The sequence below is a fragment of the Pseudomonas vlassakiae genome, assembly GCF_014269035.2.
GTDB classification, from domain to species: domain Bacteria; phylum Pseudomonadota; class Gammaproteobacteria; order Pseudomonadales; family Pseudomonadaceae; genus Aquipseudomonas; species Aquipseudomonas vlassakiae.
Genome location: NZ_JABWRP020000004.1, coordinates 247357 through 266813, shown reverse-complemented (window position 1 = coordinate 266813; position 19457 = coordinate 247357). Strand labels below are relative to the sequence as shown.

At 63.3% G+C, this 19457-nt stretch carries 22 protein-coding genes; 9 read left to right on the top strand and 13 right to left on the bottom strand.

What is annotated here, in order from left to right; translation table 11 throughout:
• The first annotated feature begins 49 nt into the window (after nucleotides 1–49).
• The 4 genes from HU738_RS07405 (at nucleotide 50) to trmB (ending at nucleotide 2322) form a co-directional block, all read left to right on the top strand.
• On the top strand, nucleotides 50–421 hold the full coding sequence (locus tag HU738_RS07405; protein WP_186601825.1) for a DUF423 domain-containing protein: 372 nt from the start codon (nucleotides 50–52) through the stop codon (nucleotides 419–421).
• 103 nt (nucleotides 422–524) lie between these two features.
• Complete coding sequence (thiS, locus tag HU738_RS07400) at nucleotides 525–725, top strand: sulfur carrier protein ThiS (RefSeq protein WP_186601824.1); 201 nt, start codon at nucleotides 525–527, stop codon at nucleotides 723–725.
• A 52-nt stretch (nucleotides 726–777) separates the two neighbouring features.
• A complete protein-coding gene (locus tag HU738_RS07395) occupies nucleotides 778–1590 on the top strand; it encodes a thiazole synthase (RefSeq protein WP_027920973.1) in 813 nt (270 codons plus the stop codon).
• 9 nt (nucleotides 1591–1599) lie between these two features.
• Entirely contained in the window at nucleotides 1600–2322 is a 723-nt protein-coding gene (gene trmB, locus HU738_RS07390) for a tRNA (guanosine(46)-N7)-methyltransferase TrmB (protein WP_186601823.1), read from the top strand.
• A gap of 629 nt (nucleotides 2323–2951) precedes the next feature.
• On the opposite strand, the gene HU738_RS07385 is transcribed toward trmB, so the two are convergent.
• From HU738_RS07385 to HU738_RS07345, 9 genes are all read right to left on the bottom strand, one after another.
• Nucleotides 2952–3278 (bottom strand): DUF3392 family protein, encoded by a 327-nt coding sequence (locus tag HU738_RS07385; protein ID WP_186601822.1) that lies wholly within the window; start codon nucleotides 3276–3278, stop codon nucleotides 2952–2954.
• A gap of 9 nt (nucleotides 3279–3287) precedes the next feature.
• Nucleotides 3288–4463: a radical SAM family heme chaperone HemW gene (hemW, locus tag HU738_RS07380; RefSeq protein WP_186601821.1), complete on the bottom strand. Its 1176-nt coding sequence runs from the start codon at nucleotides 4461–4463 to the stop codon at nucleotides 3288–3290.
• On the bottom strand, nucleotides 4460–5056 hold the full coding sequence (rdgB, locus tag HU738_RS07375; RefSeq protein ID WP_186601820.1) for an RdgB/HAM1 family non-canonical purine NTP pyrophosphatase: 597 nt from the start codon (nucleotides 5054–5056) through the stop codon (nucleotides 4460–4462). The genes hemW and rdgB overlap by 4 nt, the downstream gene beginning before the upstream one ends.
• Entirely contained in the window at nucleotides 5053–5487 is a 435-nt protein-coding gene (locus HU738_RS07370; RefSeq protein WP_176508102.1) for a DUF4426 domain-containing protein, read from the bottom strand. The genes rdgB and HU738_RS07370 overlap by 4 nt, the downstream gene beginning before the upstream one ends.
• 22 nt (nucleotides 5488–5509) lie before the next feature.
• Nucleotides 5510–6130, bottom strand: coding sequence for a methionine biosynthesis protein MetW (gene metW, locus HU738_RS07365; RefSeq protein ID WP_054884211.1), 621 nt, complete (start codon nucleotides 6128–6130; stop codon nucleotides 5510–5512).
• A 7-nt stretch (nucleotides 6131–6137) separates the two neighbouring features.
• Nucleotides 6138–7277 carry a homoserine O-succinyltransferase MetX gene (gene metX / locus HU738_RS07360; protein ID WP_176508103.1) on the bottom strand — a complete coding sequence of 380 codons (1140 nt, stop codon included), beginning with the start codon at nucleotides 7275–7277 and terminating at the stop codon, nucleotides 6138–6140.
• Between the two features lie 98 nt (nucleotides 7278–7375).
• Nucleotides 7376–7966 (bottom strand): YggT family protein, encoded by a 591-nt coding sequence (locus HU738_RS07355; protein WP_027920981.1) that lies wholly within the window; start codon nucleotides 7964–7966, stop codon nucleotides 7376–7378.
• Nucleotides 7967–7976: 10 nt separating this feature from the next.
• Complete coding sequence (gene proC / locus HU738_RS07350) at nucleotides 7977–8795, bottom strand: pyrroline-5-carboxylate reductase (protein WP_186601818.1); 819 nt, start codon at nucleotides 8793–8795, stop codon at nucleotides 7977–7979.
• Nucleotides 8796–8833: 38 nt separating this feature from the next.
• Nucleotides 8834–9520: a YggS family pyridoxal phosphate-dependent enzyme gene (locus HU738_RS07345; RefSeq protein ID WP_186601816.1), complete on the bottom strand. Its 687-nt coding sequence runs from the start codon at nucleotides 9518–9520 to the stop codon at nucleotides 8834–8836.
• Between the two features lie 66 nt (nucleotides 9521–9586).
• Here HU738_RS07345 and HU738_RS07340 point away from each other — a divergent pair, with 66 nt between their 5' ends.
• Nucleotides 9587–10585: a type IV pilus twitching motility protein PilT gene (locus HU738_RS07340; RefSeq protein WP_186601814.1), complete on the top strand. Its 999-nt coding sequence runs from the start codon at nucleotides 9587–9589 to the stop codon at nucleotides 10583–10585.
• A gap of 65 nt (nucleotides 10586–10650) precedes the next feature.
• On the opposite strand, the gene HU738_RS07335 is transcribed toward HU738_RS07340, so the two are convergent.
• Nucleotides 10651–11280: a C40 family peptidase gene (locus HU738_RS07335; protein WP_176508107.1), complete on the bottom strand. Its 630-nt coding sequence runs from the start codon at nucleotides 11278–11280 to the stop codon at nucleotides 10651–10653.
• Nucleotides 11281–11445: 165 nt separating this feature from the next.
• Between HU738_RS07335 and HU738_RS07330 the strand changes: the two genes are divergently transcribed.
• A complete protein-coding gene (locus tag HU738_RS07330) occupies nucleotides 11446–11880 on the top strand; it encodes an NINE protein (RefSeq protein WP_186601812.1) in 435 nt (144 codons plus the stop codon).
• A 41-nt stretch (nucleotides 11881–11921) separates the two neighbouring features.
• On the opposite strand, the gene HU738_RS07325 is transcribed toward HU738_RS07330, so the two are convergent.
• The 3 genes from HU738_RS07325 to HU738_RS07315 form a co-directional block, all read right to left on the bottom strand.
• Nucleotides 11922–12623 (bottom strand): SPOR domain-containing protein, encoded by a 702-nt coding sequence (locus HU738_RS07325; protein ID WP_176508109.1) that lies wholly within the window; start codon nucleotides 12621–12623, stop codon nucleotides 11922–11924.
• A 1-nt stretch (nucleotide 12624) separates the two neighbouring features.
• Entirely contained in the window at nucleotides 12625–14361 is a 1737-nt protein-coding gene (gene argS, locus HU738_RS07320; protein ID WP_176508110.1) for an arginine--tRNA ligase, read from the bottom strand.
• Nucleotides 14362–14469: 108 nt separating this feature from the next.
• Entirely contained in the window at nucleotides 14470–16689 is a 2220-nt protein-coding gene (locus HU738_RS07315; RefSeq protein WP_186601810.1) for a primosomal protein N', read from the bottom strand.
• 167 nt (nucleotides 16690–16856) lie between these two features.
• Between HU738_RS07315 and rpmE the strand changes: the two genes are divergently transcribed.
• The 3 genes from rpmE to HU738_RS07300 all read left to right on the top strand — a co-directional run bounded on the left by rpmE (nucleotide 16857) and on the right by HU738_RS07300 (nucleotide 19344).
• Nucleotides 16857–17072 carry a 50S ribosomal protein L31 gene (gene rpmE / locus HU738_RS07310; RefSeq protein ID WP_027920990.1) on the top strand — a complete coding sequence of 72 codons (216 nt, stop codon included), beginning with the start codon at nucleotides 16857–16859 and terminating at the stop codon, nucleotides 17070–17072.
• Nucleotides 17073–17074: 2 nt separating this feature from the next.
• On the top strand, nucleotides 17075–17896 hold the full coding sequence (locus HU738_RS07305) for a thermonuclease family protein (RefSeq protein ID WP_186601808.1): 822 nt from the start codon (nucleotides 17075–17077) through the stop codon (nucleotides 17894–17896).
• A gap of 179 nt (nucleotides 17897–18075) precedes the next feature.
• Nucleotides 18076–19344, top strand: a complete 1269-nt coding sequence (locus HU738_RS07300) for a malic enzyme-like NAD(P)-binding protein (protein WP_186601806.1) — start codon at nucleotides 18076–18078, stop codon at nucleotides 19342–19344.
• The last annotated feature ends 113 nt before the right edge of the window (nucleotides 19345–19457 follow it).

Sequence of the window (19457 nt, the reverse complement as noted above, 5' to 3'; positions counted from 1 at the left end):
GGACCGGTGGAACGGGCCATTATACAGACCCGATACAAGGAGTCGTCCCATGCTTCGCAGCTTCCTCATGCTCGCTGCCTTCTTCGGCTTTACCGGCGTCGCCCTGGGCGCGTTCGCCGCACATGGCTTGAAGAGCCGTCTGACGGCTGATTACCTGGCCATTTTCCAAACGGGGGTGACCTATCAGCTGGTGCATGCCCTGGCGATCTTTGGTGTCGCCGTGCTTTCGGCGCACCTGCCGGGGCGCCTGGTCGGCTGGGCTGGCGGTCTGTTCGCCCTGGGGATCGTGCTGTTCTCCGGTAGCTTGTACCTGCTGACGCTCAGCGGCCTGGGCAAACTGGGCATCATCACCCCTTTCGGCGGCCTGTGCTTCCTTGCCGGTTGGCTGTGCCTGGGCCTGGCTGCCTGGCGCCTGGGCTGACCAAGCGGTCCACAATCGCGACTAATGGCGTGCAGCGCCCTTGGGTTCGTGCGTGGATCGGCGCTAGAATGCGGGCCCCCAAAGAACAATGGTGGCCGTGCGCATGCGCATTCAACTGAACGGTGAACCTTACGAAGTGCCCGCTGGCGAAAGCGTCGCGGCCCTGCTGGCCCGCCTGGAACTGACCGGGCGCCGGGTGGCGGTGGAACTCAACCTGGATATCGTGCCGCGTAGCCAGCACGACAGCACGCAGCTGAGCGAAGGCGACCAGGTCGAAGTGGTCCACGCCATTGGTGGCGGCTGAAACGGGCCGGCGATTACCTGCAAGCCCAGCAATCTTTTCCCGAGGAACAACGATGAGCAACGTTCGTAGCGACAAGCCCTTCATCCTGGCCGGGCGCACTTTCCAGTCGCGCCTGCTGGTCGGCACCGGCAAGTACCGTGACATGGAAGAAACCCGCTTGGCCACCGAGGCTTCGGGTGCCGAGATCGTCACCGTGGCCGTGCGCCGGACCAACCTTGGCCAGAATGCGGGCGAGCCGAACCTGCTCGACGTGCTGTCGCCCGACAAATACACCATCCTGCCAAACACCGCAGGTTGTTTCGATGCTGTCGAGGCGGTGCGTACCTGCCGTCTGGCCCGCGAGTTGCTCGATGGCCACAAGTCCCACGAATCGCGCACCCTGGTGAAGCTGGAAGTGCTGGCCGACCAGAAAACCCTGTTCCCCAATGTGATCGAAACCCTCAAGGCCGCCGAAGTGCTGGTCAAGGACGGCTTCGACGTGATGGTCTACACCAGCGACGATCCGATCATCGCCCGCCAGCTGGCCGAAGCCGGCTGCATCGCGGTGATGCCGCTGGCCGGTCTGATCGGCACTGGCCTGGGTATCTGCAACCCCTACAACCTGCAGATCATCCTTGAAGAATCGAAGGTGCCGGTGCTGGTTGACGCGGGTGTTGGTACGGCTTCCGACGCCACCATCGCCATGGAAATGGGCTGTGAAGCCGTGCTGATGAACTCCGCCATCGCCCACGCCCAGCAGCCTGTGCTGATGGCCGAGGCCATGAAGCACGCCATCCTCGCTGGCCGCATGGCCTACCTGGCCGGCCGCATGCCGAAAAAACTTTACGCCAGCGCCTCTTCGCCGCTGGATGGTCTGATCAAGTAAGAGCCCCTGATGACTGACTCGCAAGATACGCCGATTTCCACCGACGGCGACCAGCGCCCACACCGCCGCATCAAGAGCTTCGTGATGCGCGCCGGGCGCATGACCGAAGGCCAGCAACGTGGCCTCGACCAGGGCGGCCCGCAGTTCATCCTGCCGCTGGCCGACAGCCCGGTGGACTACGACCAGGTATTCGGCCGTTCGGCGCCGCGTACCCTGGAGATCGGCTTCGGCATGGGCCATTCCCTGCTGGAAATGGCCGCTGCCGCGCCTGAACAGGACTTCATCGGTGTCGAGGTACACCGTCCGGGTGTCGGCGCGCTGCTCAACGGCGTGCTGACCCAAGGCCTGAAGAACCTGCGGGTGTATGACTGCGATGCGATCGAAGTGCTCAACCGCTGCGTGGCCGACAACAGCCTCGACCGCCTGATGCTGTTCTTCCCGGACCCATGGCACAAGGCGCGTCACCACAAGCGCCGCATCGTCCAGCTGGAGTTCGCCGAGCTGGTGCGCCGCAAGCTCAAGCCCGGTGGCGTGTTCCACATGGCGACCGACTGGGAGCCGTATGCCGAGTACATGCTGGAAGTGATGAGCGCCGCCCCGGGCTATCGCAACCGTGCTAAAGACGGCACCTACGTGCCACGCCCTGAAGAGCGCCCGATCACCAAGTTCGAACGCCGTGGCGAGCGGCTGGGGCATGGGGTGTGGGATTTGAAGTTCGAAAAGGTGGATTGATTGGCGGATTGAGCCTTTCGATACGCTGAGGCCTGTAGAAATGCAGGCGAAAAAAACCGCTCTGAGAAGAGCGGTTTTTTTATGGGAGCGACAGGACTGAGTATCCTTCGCTCCGGGGCTTCACCGAAAGCCGCCACACGGTCAGGGGATCATAGGCAGCCTGAGACGATGGGTCAATGATGAGACATATTCAGCATCAAGTGTGTCGGAGTGGTTAACAGCTTCGAACGCGTATCCCAAGTATCATTGCGCTGCTCCAGTGTGGATAATTTCGGTGATGGGCCGGGTAGGCGAAGAATTCTGCTTTCCGGCCCCTTCGACACGGCCTGAGAACCGTGCCGGTGAATTGTTCGAAGGGCCATTGACCTGGCCACTTCACCGAATGCTGTCACACGGTTTTCGAAGGCATCGAAGCGCCGGTTAGATGCTGGAAGATTGGCCCGCCAACACGGAGGCCAAGGCATATGAAGCGTTTGCTTGATGCGCTGAGCCGCGTCTGGAAGCTCATCCGGATCTTGACTGTGCTCAAGACCGCAAGAGACTTCATGCGCGACCACTTCGATGATGCCCAGTAAGGGCTAGTCAGGTGGTAGGGCTGCCCTGGTTCTCCGGGGCAGCTTTTAGCAGGCTTAACCGCGGCGATCGGCTACCACGCCAATCAACACCAGCACTACCAGCAACACTGGCGCCAACGCGTAGTTGTTGAATTGCGCCAATCCCTTCACCACCCAGGGCGTGGCATAGATCAGCGCCGCACCGCTGCCGATCATCACCAGGGCAGCCATCACCGGCACCCGCAGCGCACCCGCCAAAGCCCCCAGGCGCTGGTCCACCCAGCCTTTGATGTCGGTGCCGAACAGCACCAGCAGGCAGCCTACCAGGGCCAGGGATATCTCAGACAGATTGCTGCGGCTCCAGCGCGAAACCGTGGCGAGCAGATCAAGTACCAGATCCATGGGTCATCCTTAGGTCAAGAAATACTGCAGCAGGTCATTGAGGAACAGCTGGCCGCGTGGCGTGGCCACCAGTCGATCCGGTTCGACCTGCAAAAGGCCCTTTTGTTCGGCGGCGCGGCGGGCTTCGGCCAGCTGCGCCAGGGGCAGCCCGGTGCGCTGGGTGAACAGCTCGGCTTCCACGCCATCGGTGAGGCGCAGGGCGTTCATCAGGAACTCGAACGGCAGCTCATCCACCGGCAGCAGCTTCTCGCCGGCCTTGAACGGTTTGGCCAGGTTCAGGTAGTCCTTGGGCAGGCGGGTCTTCCAGGTACGCAGGATGCGGCCATCGGCAAAGGTCAGCTTGCCGTGGGCCCCGGCACCGATGCCGATGAAATCACCGAAGCGCCAGTAGTTGAGGTTGTGCCGGGCAGCGCGGTCAGCCTGGGCATAGGCCGAAACTTCGTACTGCCTGAAACCGTTGGCCGCCATCAGCGCTTGGCCGGCCTCCTGAATATCCCAGAGGATGTCATCTTCAGGCAGCTCCGGAGGCTGGTTCCAGAACACCGTATTCGGCTCGACCGTCAGCTGGTACCACGACAGGTGCGTCGGCCCGAGGTCGATGGCCTGACGCAGGTCACCCAGCGCGTCGTCCAGCGACTGGTCAGGCAGGCCGTGCATCAGGTCCATGTTGAAGTTGTCGAAGCCGGCCGCGCGCGCCATGCCAGCGGCGTGGATCGCTTCGTCGCCGTTATGGATGCGGCCCAGCGCTTCGAGTTTGGCCGGCTGGAAGCTCTGTACGCCAATGGACAGGCGGTTGATACCGGTCTGCCGGTAGGCCTTGAACTTCTCTTGCTCGAAGGTGCCTGGGTTGGCCTCGAGCGTGATCTCGATGTCTGCTGCGAACGGGATGCGTTGCTCCACGCCACGCAGCAGGCGCCCCAGGGAATTGGCACTGAACAAGCTCGGGGTACCGCCGCCGAAGAAAATCGACGACAGGGTCCGGCCTTGGGCCGCGGCCAGCTCCAGGTCGAGATCCGTCAGCAGCGCGTCGACGTAAGCCTCTTCCGGCAGCTCTGGCCCGGCAGCATGGGAGTTGAAGTCGCAGTACGGGCATTTGCGCACGCACCACGGGATGTGGATGTACAGGGCCAGCGGCGGCAGGCGGGTGAGCGCCACCGCGCCGGCTTCGGACAGCGATGCGATCATGCCAGGCCCAGACGTTGACGCAGCAGGGCCATGGCGCGGGCGCGGTGGCTGAGCTGGTTCTTATCCGCAGGCGCAAGGTCTGCGCTGGAGCACTTGCGCTCCGGCACCCAGAACAGCGGGTCGTAACCGAAGCCATGCTCGCCGCTGGCCTCGAACAGGATGCTGCCGTGCCACAGGCCTTCGCAAAGGATCGGTAGTGGGTCGTCGGCATGGCGCACCAGGGCCAGTACGCAGACGAACTGGGCACCGCGCTGCTCTGGCGGCACGTCCTTCAAGGCTTCGAGCAGCTTGGCGTTGTTCGCCGCATCACCTTTGCCGTCGGCATAGCGCGCCGAGTAGATGCCTGGCGCGCCGCCGAGGAAGTCAACTGCCAGGCCGGAATCGTCGGCCAGCGCCGGCAGGCCGGAGATGCGCGCAGCGTTGCGGGCCTTGAGGATGGCGTTCTCGACGAACGACAGGCCGGTCTCTTCAGGTTCTACCTGGCTGAACTCACCGATCGAGCGCAGCTGCACGGACTGGCCGAGCATGGCCTGGAGTTCCTTGAGTTTGCCGGCGTTGTGGCTGGCCAATACGAGTTGCTGGAAATTCATCATTCGCCTGGGAACACTTCCTGGTTGAAACTGAGTTGATGGCTGACCCCGCCGGTTTCGACAGTCAGCTCGAAGGTCAGGGTCTCGGCCTGCTCGATCTTGAACTGGGCGATGTAATACACCGCACCCTGGTCGGTTATCTGCTTGAACGACAGCGGGCTGGTGCGCCCGGTCAGGTCCTTCACCTTGCCGCTGACCACCGCCATGGCGGGCTTGTCGGCCTTGAGCACAGCGATGTTGAGCACGCCTTGGTTCTTGCTCCGGTTGAGCCCGGTGGCAGCGGCGATGTCCGGTTGCAACAGGCTTGAGGTGAAGGCGCTGTAGTGCACCGTCACGTCGCCGAAGACTTCCTTGCGCTCAGGTCGGGCGGCATCGGCCGCCATCACTGGCAGGGCCAGGCACAGGCTGATCAGGAACAGGGCTAGGCGACGCATGGTGCGAGTCCTCCGGTGGGCGTCAGACCGCCAGTTGATGCTCCTGCAGGCCCGGGCTGCTGACGCGATAGATGCCGATTTCACCTAGAAGATTAGGCCAAAGCCGCCCGCCCCACCCGTTACGGTGCAAGTGGTCGACGGCCAGGCGGTCAAGGACCTTGGCGCGGCGCTCATGGCACAGCTCTTCGAAGTCGGCGAAGGTGCAGAAGTGGATGTTCGGCGTGTTGTACCAGGTGTACGGCATGAAGTCCGAGACCGGCATGCGCCCCTTGGTGGCCAGGTACCAGCGGCAGCGCCAGTGGCCGAAGTTGGGGAACGTGATGATGCACTGGCGGCCCACCCGCAGCATCTCGTCGAGGATGCGGTCCGGGTACTCCACGGCCTGCAGGGCCTGGGTCATGATTACCACGTCGAAGCTGTTGCTGGCAAAGTTGCCCAGGCCCTTGTCGAGGTCCTGCTCGATGACGTTCACGCCCCTCGCCACGCAGGCAGCGATGTTGTCGGGGTCGATTTCCAGGCCATAGCCGGTGACCTGCTTGCGGTCACGCAGCGAGGCCAGCAGCTCGCCACTGCCGCAGCCCAGGTCGAGTACCCGGCTGCCGGCGGGAATCCAGTCGTGGATGATTTCCAGATCGGCTCTCATGCTGTCCTCAGATGACGATGCGGTTCATGTAGTTCGCGAAACCCTGCATGTAGCGAGGCGTGGGTATCAGGAAGGCATCGTGGCCGTAAGGCGAATCGATCTCCAGATAACAGACGTTCTTGCGGGCCGCCATCAGCGCGTCGACGATCTCCCGCGAGCGGGCCGGCGAGAAGCGCCAGTCGGTGGTGAACGACATGATGCAGTAATCCGCCTTGACGTGGGCCAGGGTCGCCGCCAGGTCGCCGCCATTGGCAGCGGCCGGGTCGAAGTAGTCCAGGGCCTTGGTCATCAGCAGGTAGGTGTTGGCGTCGAAGCGGCCGGAAAACTCCTCGCCCTGATAGCGCAGGTAGCTTTCGACCTGGAACTCGACACTGTGGAAGTCGTAGTTGAGCTTGTCGCTCTTCAGCTCGCGGCCGAATTTCTCACCCATCGAGTCGTCGGACAGGTACGTGATGTGGCCGACCATGCGCGCCAGCATGAGGCCGCGCTTGGGGATCACGCCCTGGTCCTGGAACGAGCCGCCGTGGAACTCAGGGTCGGTAAGGATGGCCTGGCGTGCCACTTCGTTGAAGGCGATGTTCTGCGCCGACAGTTTGGGGGCCGAGGCGATATCCACACAGTGACGCACACGATCAGGGTAGGTGATGGTCCATTGCAGGGCCTGCATGCCCCCCAGGCTGCCGCCCACGATGGCCGCCCACTGCTGGATGCCCAGGCGGTCAGCCAGGCGCGCCTGGCTATGCACCCAGTCTTCAACGGTCAGTACCGGGAACTCGGCGCCATAAGGCTTGCCGGTGGCCGGATTGACGCTGCTCGGGCCGGTGCTGCCATTGCAGCCGCCGAGGTTGTTCAGGCTGACCACGAAGAAGCGGTTGGTGTCGATCGGCTTGCCGGGGCCGATGCAGCTGTCCCACCAGCCCGGCTTGCGGTCGGTGGTGGCATGGTAGCCTGCGGCATGGTGATGGCCGGACAGGGCATGGCAGATCAGCACGGCATTGCTCGCGCTGGCATTCAGGGTGCCATAGGTCTCGTAGACCAGCTCGTAGCTGTTCAGCGAACGGCCGCAGGCCAAGGCCAGCGGTTCATCGAAGCTGGCAATTTGCGGTGTAACCAGACCGACGGAATCTTCGGGAAGGACAGTGGACATCGACCCTGCTCACGCTTGACGGAGGCGTAAGTCTAAAGAGCACTCCCCCCAGCGGCAAGCGAAGGCTTGCCACGGGAGGTCAGCAGCAGTGCCTGGGCTCAGATCATCCGCCACAGTTCCTGTGGCATGCCGGCATACGCGGCCAGCGGCGGCATGACGAATGACTGGATCACCTGGATCGCCAGGAAGGCGAAGATCGGCGAGATGTCCATGCCGCCCAGGTTGGGCACGATACGGCGGAACGGTGCCAGCACCGGTTCGCTGATCTGCCAGGCAAGCTCCGCAGCCGGGTTGTGGCTGTTCGGTGCGACCCAGGACACGATCACCATGACGATCATCGCCACCCAGAATATTTTCAGGAACAGCGAGGTGATACCGATGATGGCCCACATCAGCAGGTGCAGCACGTCGCCGAAGGTGCCGTAGGTGACCATCAGCACGAAGCCCATCAGCAGCGCCTGGATGACGATCGCCAGCAGCAGCGACGAGGTATCGAGGCCGCCGATGCTCGGAATCACCCGGCGGATCGGCTTGAGCAATGGCTGGGTTGCGCGCACGGCGAACTGGCTCAGCGGGTTGTAGAAATTGGCCTTGACCAGTTGCAGCACGAAGCGCAGCAGGACGATCACCAGGTACAGGCTGACCAGGGTTTGCACCACGAAGATCGCGGCGCCGGACAATGCATTCATCAACAGCTCCTTATTTGCCCAGTTGTTCGGCCAGCTCGGCGGAACGCTTCGACGCCGCTTGCAGCGCCTGCTCGACGATGGCTTCGAAACCATTGCCCTGGAACGACTTGATCGCCGCCTCGGTGGTGCCGGCTGGCGAGGTGACGCGGCGGCGCAGCTCTGCGGCGTCGACATCGCTGGCCACGGCCATGCGCGCGGCGCCCAGGGCGGTTTGCAGGGTCAGTTGCGAGGCGGTTTCGCGTGGCAGGCCGAGTTTTTCGCCAGCGGCGGTCATCGCTTCGATCAGCAGGAAGAAGTAGGCCGGGCCGCTACCGGAGACCGCAGTGACGGCGTCCAGTTGTTGCTCTTGCTCGAGCCACAGGGCGGTACCGACTGCCGAGAGCAGCTGTTCGGCCTGCTGGCGTTGTTCGGTGGACACTTCAGCGGTGGCGTACAGGCCACTGACACCCTGGCGCAGCAGCGCTGGCGTGTTGGGCATGCAGCGCACCACCTGACGGGCGCCGAGCCAGGTCTGCAAGCTGGCGCAGGTGATGCCGGCGGCGATCGAGACGATCAGCTGGCCAGCAGCCAGGTCAGGCTTCAGTGACTCGCACACGGCCTTCATGACTTGCGGTTTAACCGCCAGCACGACCACGTCGGCACCGGCAATCGCCTGGGCGTTGTTTTCGAAAGCTTCGATGCCGTGCTCGGCCTGGATGCGGGTGCGGGTTTCGGCGCCGGGGTCGCTGGCACGGATCTGCGCCGCGTCCATGCCCTGGGCACGCAGGCCGCCGATCAGGCTGGCGGCCATGTTGCCGGCGCCGATAAAGGCAATACGTGTCTTGCTCATGTCAGGTCCTTGAAGGAAAGAGTGAGTAAAGCATGGAATCAGACGGGGCCGTAATGGCGTGCGCCGAACAGGGCGGTACCGATACGTACCCAGGTCGCTCCCTGGGCGATGGCCGCTTCCAGGTCGTGGCTCATGCCCATCGACAGGGTGTCGAGGCCAAGGCCCAGGCTGGCCTGTAGCTGTTTCAGGCTGGCGAAGGCGGCCTCCTGGGCGGCACGGTCTTCGGTCGGCTCAGGGATCGCCATCAGCCCGCGCAGGCACAGGTTTGGCAGTGCCGCCACGTCCTTGGCCAATGCAGGCAGATCGGCCGGGGCGCAACCGGATTTGCTGTCTTCGCCGCTGACGTTCACCTGCAGGCAGATGTTCAGCGGTGGCAGGCCCGCAGGGCGCTGTTCGGACAGGCGTTGGGCGATCTTCAGGCGGTCCACGGAGTGTACCCAGTCGAAATGTTCGGCAATGGCTTTGGTCTTGTTCGACTGAATGGGGCCGATGAAGTGCCAGATCAAGGGCAGGTCACCCAGTTCTTGCTGCTTGGCCAGGGCTTCCTGCAGGTAGTTTTCACCCACATCACGCACACCGGCAGCGTAGATTTCGCGTATGGCGCTGGCTGGTTTGGTCTTGCTTACGGCCAGCAGCCGGACGCTGGCCGGATCACGTCCGGCAGCCTGGGCGGCGTTGTGGATGCGCGCGGCGAGGGCGGAAAGGTTGTCTGCTATGGTGGACATGGATCGATGCCGTCGGCTCTGTAGATCTTCGGCATTCTACCTGCTTGATGGCTATTGGGGAGTCTCATGGACGCGACCGACCTGTTGGCCCGGGCCGTGGATGCAGGCGCGAGCGACCTGCATCTGGCGGCGGGCGAGATACCGATGCTGCGCGTGGATGGCGAGCTGCGCCGCATGGCGCTGCCGAGCGTGACCTGCGCCGCATTGAACGACGCGCTGTCAGCGCTGCTTGACGAGGGCCAGTGCCGGCAATGGTTGCAGGGTGATGAACTGGATCTGGCCCTGGAGTTGGCATCTCTGGGGCGTTTTCGTCTCAGTCTGTTTCGACAGATGAACGGCCTGGCTGCCACGTTTCGTCTGATTCCGAAACGTATTGCCAGTGTCGATGAACTCGAACTTGAAGAAGTGTTTCAAGCCGTTGCGCAGCATCAGGATGGCCTGGTGCTGGTAGGCGGCCCGACCGGTAGTGGCAAGTCGAGTACCCTGGCGGCTCTGATCGACCGACTTAATCGTGAGCAGGCACTGCACATCATCACGCTCGAAGACCCTGTCGAGGTTGTCCACAGCAGCCAGCGCAGCCTGGTCAATCAGCGCGAGATCGGCCGGCATTGTCGTGACTTCGCTCAGGGGCTGCGCAGCGCCCTGCGTCAGGACCCGGATGTGATCATGATCGGCGAACTGCGCGATCTGGAAACCGTCCGCCTGGCGTTGCGCGCAGCGGAGACGGGGCATCTGGTGCTGGCAACGGTGCATACGCGGTCGGCGGCAAGCAGTATTGACCGGCTGGTGGAGGTATTCGCGGCAGAAGAGAAGCCCTTGGTGCGGGCGATGCTGTCGGAGTCGCTGAGGTTGGTGGTGGCGCAGGTGCTGGTCAAACGTGGGGGCGGCGGCCGAGTGGCCGCGCGCGAAGTGCTGGTGGCGACACCTGCGGTGCGCAATCTGCTGCGCGAGGGCAGGATGGCACAGTTGTGTTCGGTGATGCAGACCGGGGCGGCAGAAGGAATGCGGACGATGGAGGGGGCGATGCGGGGGCTGAGGGAGAAGGGGCTGATCAGCGATCTTTAGTGCCTGTTCCGGCTTGTTCGCGGGTCAACCCGCGAAAAGGCCGGAACAGGCAGGCGCCGATAGGATCAGCGCTTGGCCAGGCTCAGCTGTTGCTGCTCTTTCGGCAGTACCCGCTTGGCAACCACATAATGCTGTTGCCAGTACGGCTTGCTCAGGCTGTCGATGCTCACCCGCTTGCCCGTGCGTGGCGCATGGATGAAGCGGTCGTTGCCCAGGTAGATGGCAACGTGGTTGACCCGGCGGCTCTTGATGTTGAAGAAGATCAGGTCGCCTGGCTTGAGCTCGCTCTTGGCGACTTTTACCCCGTGGCCCTGGGCCATGGCGTTGGATGTACGCGGCAGGTCGACGTCTGCCACGTCGTTGAAGGCGTACTTGACCAGCCCGCTGCAGTCGAACCCTTTTTTCGGGTTGCTGCCGCCCCAAACATAAGGGGTACCGAGCACGTTGACCGCACGGCTGAGCACATCGCTGCTCTGCTTGGGCGACATCGCCGCAACGGCAGGCAGGTTGTGGCCCTTGCCCGAATAGTTCGAGCGGGCATGCAGCGTGCTCTGCTTGGCGGGCGCGTGTCTCACCGAGGCATTGCTGGTATAGCCGGTGAAACCGTTGGGAAGACGTTGCTCACGATTGGTGGCGTGGGCGGCCAGGGGCAATAATAGGCAGAGGGTCAGCCATGTCTTGAATAAAGGCGGCATAGATGAAGCTCTTGTGAATGTTATGTGTTTGGCGCGCAACTTTATAACAGCTTTTTGCTCCCTTTCAGGGCCGTTGGTCGATTGTCATGCTGCCGTACGTCGGCCTGCGACGGAAAAGTCACATTTTTATTTAGAAAATTTTCGGATAACCCACGGGGGCTATGAATGAACAGTTATCAACAGGGGACGCCGTATCACGACACCCACAGCAAGGTCATCGGCTATATGCTGTGGATCTTCGGCTTCACCGGCTCGCACCGCTTCTACTACGGCAAGCCGATCACCGGGACGATCTGGTTCTTCACGCTGGGGCTGCTCGGCATTGGCTGGCTGATCGACCTGTTCCTGATCCCGTCGATGGACCGTGAGGCGGACATGCGCTTCCAGTCCGGGCGCATCGACTACAACATCGCCTGGATCCTGCTGACCTTCCTCGGCATCTTTGGCGCGCACCGCCTGTACCAGGGCAAGTGGATCTCGGCGATCATCTACTTCTTCACTGGCGGCCTGTTCCTGGTGGGTGTGCTGTATGACTTCTGGACCTTGAACAGCCAGATTTCCGAAGCCAACGCTCGCAGTCGCCAAGGCAACGGCCACTGACAAAAAAGGCCTTGTCGCGCTGTGCGGCAAGGCCTTTTTCATTACTGGCGGGTCTGTCGCTGCTGCAGTAGCAGGTTGCTGAACCCCGCCCCCGCCAACTGCTTCTGCGCCACGGTCAGCTGCTCGCGGTTGCTGAATGGCCCGACCAGCACGCGGTACCAGGTTTCTTCCTTGACGGTACCCGACTCGACTTTGACCACCTGGCCGAGCAGGATGATCTGCGCGCGGACCTTGTCAGCATCGGCCTGCTTGCGGAACGAACCGGCCTGCAGGAAGTACTGCGTGGTCGCTGCCGGCTTGATCACCGGAGGGGCGGGTGGCGGAGTCTGGCCCAACAGCGCGGCCTGGGCACGAGCGGTGTCGATTTTTGCCGCTTCGGCTGGCGTGACCGGGGTCACCGGCTGCGCAGGCACCGGCGGGGTCTTTTCCGGCACGGCCTCAGGCGGCACGATTACCTCGGATTCCGGCAGCAGGGTGTAGAAGTCGTATTTCGGCTTCACCGGCGCTTGTGGCGTTGCAGGGGTGGCCGACTTGCTGGCTTCGGCCACCTTCTCTGGCTTCTGCTGCTCGGGCTTGGTGCGCTTGATGTCACCGCCACCGGGCTCGAGTTTCATCAAGAAAACGATGAATGCACCGACTGTCAGGCCGACCGCCAGCCATACCCAGCCGGGGATCGGCTGCTTCGCGGGGGCCGTCTGACGGCTGGCGCCGCGTTTGGGGGCAGGTTTTTTCTTGGCAGCCAACTTACATGCGCTCCAGGGTTTCCAGGCCGAGCAGTTCCAGACCTTGCTTGAGGGTGCGACCGGTCAGCGCAGCCAGGCGCAGGCGGCTTTGCTGCTGTTCCGCGGTCTCGGCGGCGAGGATCGGGCAGTTTTCATAGAAGCTCGAGAACAGGCCGGCGAGATCGTACAGGTAACTGCACAGCACGTGCGGGGTACCCTTGTCGGCGACGCTGTTGAGGATCTCGCCGAACTGTGCCAGGCGCGCAGCCAGGTCTTGCTCATGAGCGGCCTGCAGCACGATGTTGCCGTCGACCTCGTCGAAGCCCTTGCCCAGCTTGCGGAATACGCCGGCCACACGGGTGTAGGCATACAGCAGGTAAGGCGCAGTGTTGCCTTCGAAGTTGAGCATCAGTTCGAAGTTGAAGCTGTAGTCGCTGGTGCGGTGCTTGGACAGGTCGGCGTATTTCACCGCGCCGATACCTACCACTTCACCGATGTGCCGCAGTTCGTCTTCGGCCAGGCTCGGGTTCTTTTCCTTGACCAGCGCGTAGGCGCGCTCCTTGGCCTCGGTGAGCAGGTCAATCAGCTTCACGGTGCCGCCGTCGCGGGTCTTGAATGGGCGGCCATCGGCGCCGTTCATGGTGCCGAAGCCCATGTGCTCCATCTGCATCGGGTGGCCGACGAAGCCGGCGCGGCGGGCAACTTCGAACACCTGGTTGAAGTGCAAGGCCTGACGCTGGTCGACGAAGTACAGGGCGCGGTCGGCCTTGAGCACGTTGCTGCGGTAGCGCACGGCAGCCAGGTCGGTGGTGGCGTACAGGTAGCCGCCATCAGCCTTCTGCACGATCACGGGCAGAGGCTCGCCTTCGCTGTTCTTGAATTCCTCGAGGAATACGCACTGCGCGCCTTGGTCCTCGACCAGCAGGCCCTTGGCCTTGAGGTCGGAAACCACATTGGCCAGGTCGGCGTTGTAGGCGCTTTCGCCCATCACGTCGGCCATGGTCAGCTTGACGTTGAGCAGCTCGTAGGTCTTCTGGCAGTGCGACAGCGAAATGTCCTTGAAGCGCGTCCACAGGGCCATGCATTCCGGGTCGCCGGCCTGCAGCTTGACCACCAGGCCACGGGCACGGGTGGCGAACGCTTCGGATTCGTCGAAGCGCTTCTTGGCGGCGCGGTAGAAGTTTTCCAGGTCCGACAGCTCGTCGCTGGTGATCGGGTTTTCTTCCAGGTAGGCCAGCAACATGCCGAACTGGGTACCCCAGTCGCCTACGTGGTTCTGGCGGATCACCTCGTCGCCGAGGAATTCCAGGACGCGGGCGACGCTGTCACCGATGATGGTCGAGCGCAGGTGACCGACGTGCATTTCCTTGGCCAGGTTCGGCGCCGACATGTCGATCACCACCTTCTGCTTGGGCCCGGCCTTGCGTGCGCCCAGGTGGGCGTCGGCGAGGGCGGCATCCAGGCGGTTGGCCAGGGCATCGGTGTTCTGGAAGAAGTTCAGGAAGCCTGGGCCGGCGATTTCGACCTTGCTGATGTCGGCGCTCGCCGGCAGGGCGTTGATCAGCTTTTCGGCCAGGTCGCGCGGCTTCATGCCGGCCGGCTTGGCCAGCATCATGGCGATGTTGCTGGCGAAATCGCCGTGGGTCTTGTCCCGGGCGTTTTCCACCTGGATCGCCGGCGACAGCCCTTCAGGCAGCACACCGTCGGTGACGAGTTGGGTGAGGGCTTGCTGGATCAGCTGGCGAATGGTGTCTTTCATGGGGATCTCTTTTCGACCGCAAGCGCGGTGGAGCGCCTGGATGCGCAGGTGGAAAAACTGGGCATTATCCGTTGCCAGGGGCGGGTTGCCAACCTTTGGGGCCGAAGCTTAATAAAGGTCAACCGGGTCGACATCCAGAGACCAGCGTACCTGGCGCCCGCTCGGCAGTTGCTCCAACACTAGCAACCAGGCACTGATCAGTCGATGCAAGGGGGCTCGGGTGTTAGCCTGAATCAATAATTGCGCCCTGAAGCGTCCGGCGCGCCGCTCCATGGGTGCAGGCACCGGCCCCAGCAGTTCGATACCGGGCAGTCGCTGTTCGGCGACCAGGCGCTCGGCAGCGGCGCAGGCTTCGTCGAGGAAGCCTTCGGCCTGGCCGGGCTTGTGCGCTTCGGCGCGCAGCAGGGCCAGGTGGGAGAATGGCGGCAGTCCGGCGTTGCGGCGTTCGTCCAGGGCCTGCTCGGCGAAGGCGAAGTAACCTTGCTCGGTCAGTTGCACCAGCAGCGGATGGTCGGCCAGGTGGGTCTGGATGATCACCTTGCCAGGTTCTTCAGCGCGCCCGGCTCGCCCGGCAACCTGGACGATCAGCTGGGCCATGCGCTCGCTGGCGCGAAAATCCCCCGAGAACAGCCCGCCATCGGCGTCGAGAATGGCGACCAGTGTCACCCGCGGGAAGTGGTGACCCTTGGCCAGCATCTGGGTGCCGACCAGGATGCTTGGCTGGCCTCGCTGAATGGTGCTGAACAAATGCTGCATGGCGTCCTTGCGCGCCGTGCTGTCGCGGTCAACGCGCAGGATCGGGTAGCCCGGGAACAACACGTTCAGTCGCTCTTCGGCGCGTTCGGTGCCGGCGCCTACCGGCCGCAGGTCGACATGGTTGCACTGCGGGCACTGCTGCGGCAGGCGCTCGTCGTAGCCGCAGTGGTGGCAGCGCAGCACGCCAGAGCGCTGGTGCACGGTCATGCGGGCATCGCAGCGTGGGCATTCGGACAGCCAGCCGCAGTCATGGCACAGCAAGGTCGGGGCGAAGCCACGACGGTTGAGGAATACCAGGACTTGCTGGCCGGCTTCCAGGGTCTGGCGGATGGCCTGCTGCAACGGGCCGCTGATACCGCTGTCCAGCGGCAGGCTTTTCACATCCAGGCGCAGCATGCGCGGTGGGCGTGCGCCGCCCGCGCGCTGGTTCATGCGCAGCAGGCGGTAGCGGCCGGTGAGCGCGTTGTGCAGGGTCTCCAGCGACGGCGTGGCGGAGCCGAGCAGGATCGGGATGTTTTCCTGATGGGCGCGCACCAGCGCGAGGTCGCGGGCGTGGTAGCGCAGGCCTTCCTGTTGCTTGTAGGACCCATCGTGCTCTTCGTCGATGATGATCAGGCCGGGGTTCTTCATTGGCGTGAACAGCGCCGAACGGGTGCCGATGATGATGTCGGCCTCGCCGTCGCGGGCAGCCAGCCAGGCATCGAGGCGCTCGCGGTCGCTAACGGCCGAATGCAGCAGGGCGATGCGGGCGTTGAAACGCTGCTCGAAGCGCGCCAGGGTCTGCGGGCCGAGATTGATCTCCGGGATCAGCACCAGCGCCTGCTTGCCGGCTTCGAGGGTTTCACGAATCAGTTGCAGGTACACCTCGGTCTTGCCGCTGCCGGTGACGCCGGCCAGCAGGAAGGCGCCGAAGCCGCCAAAACCCTCGCGCACCGCGTCGAAGGCTTGGCGCTGTTCTTCATTGAGTGGCAGTTCCGGCTGCGCCAGCCAGTGCTCGTGGCGGTGCGCCGGCAGGTGGCGGCGTACCTCGACCTGAACCAGCGCCTTGGCCAGCAGCAGGTCAAGGCTGTCCTTGTTCAGGTTGAGCTTGCCCAGCAGGCTGTGCGCTACGCCGTGGGGGTGCTGGGCCAGGGTCTTGAGGGCGTCGCGCTGGCGGGGGGCGCGGGCGATGCGCGGGTCCTCCAGGCGTGCGCCGGGTGCCACGTGCCAGAAGCGCTCCTGGCGCATCTCGGCAGGTTCGCCCTGGCGCAGCAACGTGGGCAGGGCCCAGCTCAAGGTGTCGCCCAGGCTGTGCTGGTAGTACTGGGCAGTCCACAGGCAGAACTTGAACAGCGATGCCGGGATCGGCGAGACCGGGTCGAGCAAGGCACTGGCAGGCTTGAGTTTCTCGGCGGGCACCTCGCTGTGCTCGCACACTTCCACCAGTACGCCAATCATTTCGCGGCGCCCGAAGGGCACGCGGATGCGCATGCCCGGGGTCAACACCTGGCGCGCCATGCTCGCTGGCGCCCGGTAATCGAACAGGCGGCGCAACGGGGAGGGCAGGGCAAGGCGCAGGATGACGTCGGACACGCGTAAGGTCTCAGAGGGTGTTTCAAAGACTGGCGAGCCTAGCAGACGACGGTCGGTGCAAGCGACAACTTGCGTTGGCGCCATGCTCTGGTATTATTCGCCGCCTAATTACGTGCGGTATTCAACAATAGGTGTTGGGTGGCGGCACGCAGCTCGAGGAAGTGACCATGAAAGAAGGTATCCACCCGAACTACGAAGTAGTTGCAGTCACCTGCAGCTGCGGTAACAAGTTCGAAACTCGTTCGACCCTGGGCAACACCCTGGCGATCGACGTTTGCAACCTGTGCCACCCGTTCTACACCGGTAAGCAGAAAGTCCTGGACACCGGTGGTCGCGTACAGAAGTTCGCCGATCGCTTCGGTATGTTCGGTACCAAGAAGTAATCATGCGCATGGCGAATCCTTCGGGCTTCGCGTTGTTGCTGAAAAAGGCGCCCCTCGTGGGCGCCTTTTTTGTGGGCGCAATCTGGCAGCTACCGGCCCTGGCGTTCTGCCCGGTGCCAGACAAGCCACAGCAGGTGGCGGTGCGCCGGGTGGTGGATGGCGACACGTTGCGCCTGACCGACGGTCGCAGTGTCCGCATGATCGGCATCAATGCCCCGGAAATCGGGCGCAGGGGGCGCACCAGTGAACCTTATGCCGAGGCTGCCAGGCAGCGACTGCAAGCGTTGGTTAAAGCCAGTGACGGTCGTGTCGGGCTGGTGCCCGGTGTCGAGGGCAAGGACAAGTATGGGCGCACCCTGGCGCACATCTATGGCCGTAATGGCGACAATCTGGAGGCACGGCTGCTCAGCGAGGGCCTTGGCTATCACGTAGCGGTTGCGCCCAATGTGCGCCTGGCAGGTTGCCAGCAAGCAGCCGAGCGGGTGGCGCGCCAGGCGCGGGTCGGGCTGTGGCGCAGCTCGCCAGTGCGCAGCGCTGCCGATGTGCGGCAATCCGGGTTTGCCGTTGTCAGCGGCACCGTCCGTAGCATCGAGCGCAATCGTGGCGGCATCTGGCTCGAACTGGACGATGCCGTTGTGCTGCAGATCCCCGCTCGTCTGCAACGCACCTTCCCCGCCAGCTTCTTCACTAATCTCAAAGGACGCCAGGTCGAGGCGCGCGGCTGGGTGCTGGATCGTTCCCGCAAGGGAAGGCTCAAGCCGGGGCAGCGACGCTGGGTATTGCCGTTGACCGATCCCGGGATGCTGGAGCGCACTTCAGGCTGAAAAGATGTAGACATTTCGCTATCAGATTGTACACACTGTGAGCCGAATGCCCCCGTGCGTGATAGCTTAAAGTCGTAGGCCAAAGGCCTTGACACAAGTGACTGACCAGTCTTGTGGCTCCCCGGCTCTTTGCGTATCCTCGGCGGTCCGTCAGAACAGTAAATAGCGGAATGCCCACCATGTCAGACCTGAAAACCGCCGCTCTCGAATACCACGCTCAACCTCGTCCGGGGAAACTGAGCGTCGAGCTCTCCAAGCCCACCGCCACCGCCCGCGATCTCGCCCTGGCCTACAGCCCAGGCGTTGCAGAGCCCGTGCGCGAAATCGGCCGTGATCCTGAGCTGGCCTACAAATACACTGGCAAGGGCAACCTGGTCGCTGTGATTTCCGATGGCACCGCCATCCTCGGTCTGGGTGACCTCGGCCCACTGGCCTCCAAGCCAGTGATGGAAGGCAAGGGTGTTCTGTTCAAGCGTTTCGCCGGTATCGACGTGTTCGACATCGAAGTCGAGTCGGAAAGCCCACAGGCTTTCATCGACACCGTTCGCCGCATCTCCATTACCTTCGGTGGCATCAACCTCGAAGACATCAAGGCCCCAGAGTGCTTCGAAATCGAACGCACGCTGATCGAGCAGTGCGATATTCCGGTGTTCCACGACGACCAGCACGGCACCGCGATCGTCACCGCGGCCGGCATGATCAACGCCCTGGAAATCGCCGGCAAGAAGCTGGAAGACGCCAAGATCGTCTGCCTCGGTGCCGGCGCTGCCGCCATCTCCTGCATGAAGCTGCTGGTCAGCATGGGTGCCAAGGTCGAGAACATCTTCATGATCGACCGCAGCGGCGTGATCCACGCTGGCCGCGACGACCTGAACCAGTACAAGGCCCAGTTCGCCCACGCGACCGACAAGCGCACCCTGGCCGATGCCCTGGACGGTGCTGACGTGTTCGTAGGCCTGTCCGGCCCGAACCTGCTGAGCCCGGAAGGCCTGAAGTCGATGGCTGCCAACCCGATCGTGTTCGCCTGCTCGAACCCGGATCCGGAAATCTCCCCAGAGCTGGCTCACGCCACTCGCAGCGACGTGATCATGGCGACCGGTCGTTCCGACTACCCGAACCAGGTCAACAACGTACTGGGCTTCCCGTTCATCTTCCGTGGTGCTCTGGACGTTCGCGCCAAGCGCATCAACGAAGAAATGAAGATCGCTGCCGCCATCGCGCTGAAAGACCTGGCCAAGCTGCCAGTGCCGAAAGAAGTCTGCGAAGCCTACGGTGTTGAAGGCCTGGAGTTCGGCCGTGAGTACATCATTCCGAAGCCACTGGACGCTCGTCTGATTACCGTCGTTTCCGACGCTGTGGCCAAGGCTGCCATCGAGTCCGGCGTAGCTACCCTGCCGTATCCGAAGCACTACCCGCTGACCAGCGTGGATGACGTGTTCAACGGCTGATAGCAGCTGCGACATAAGAAAGCCCCGGCTCGTGAGAGCCGGGGCTTTTTGTTTGCCGAGAGCCTGTCAGCGCCTGTGGGATCGAGCGCCGCGCGGGCGGCGCTCGATTTACG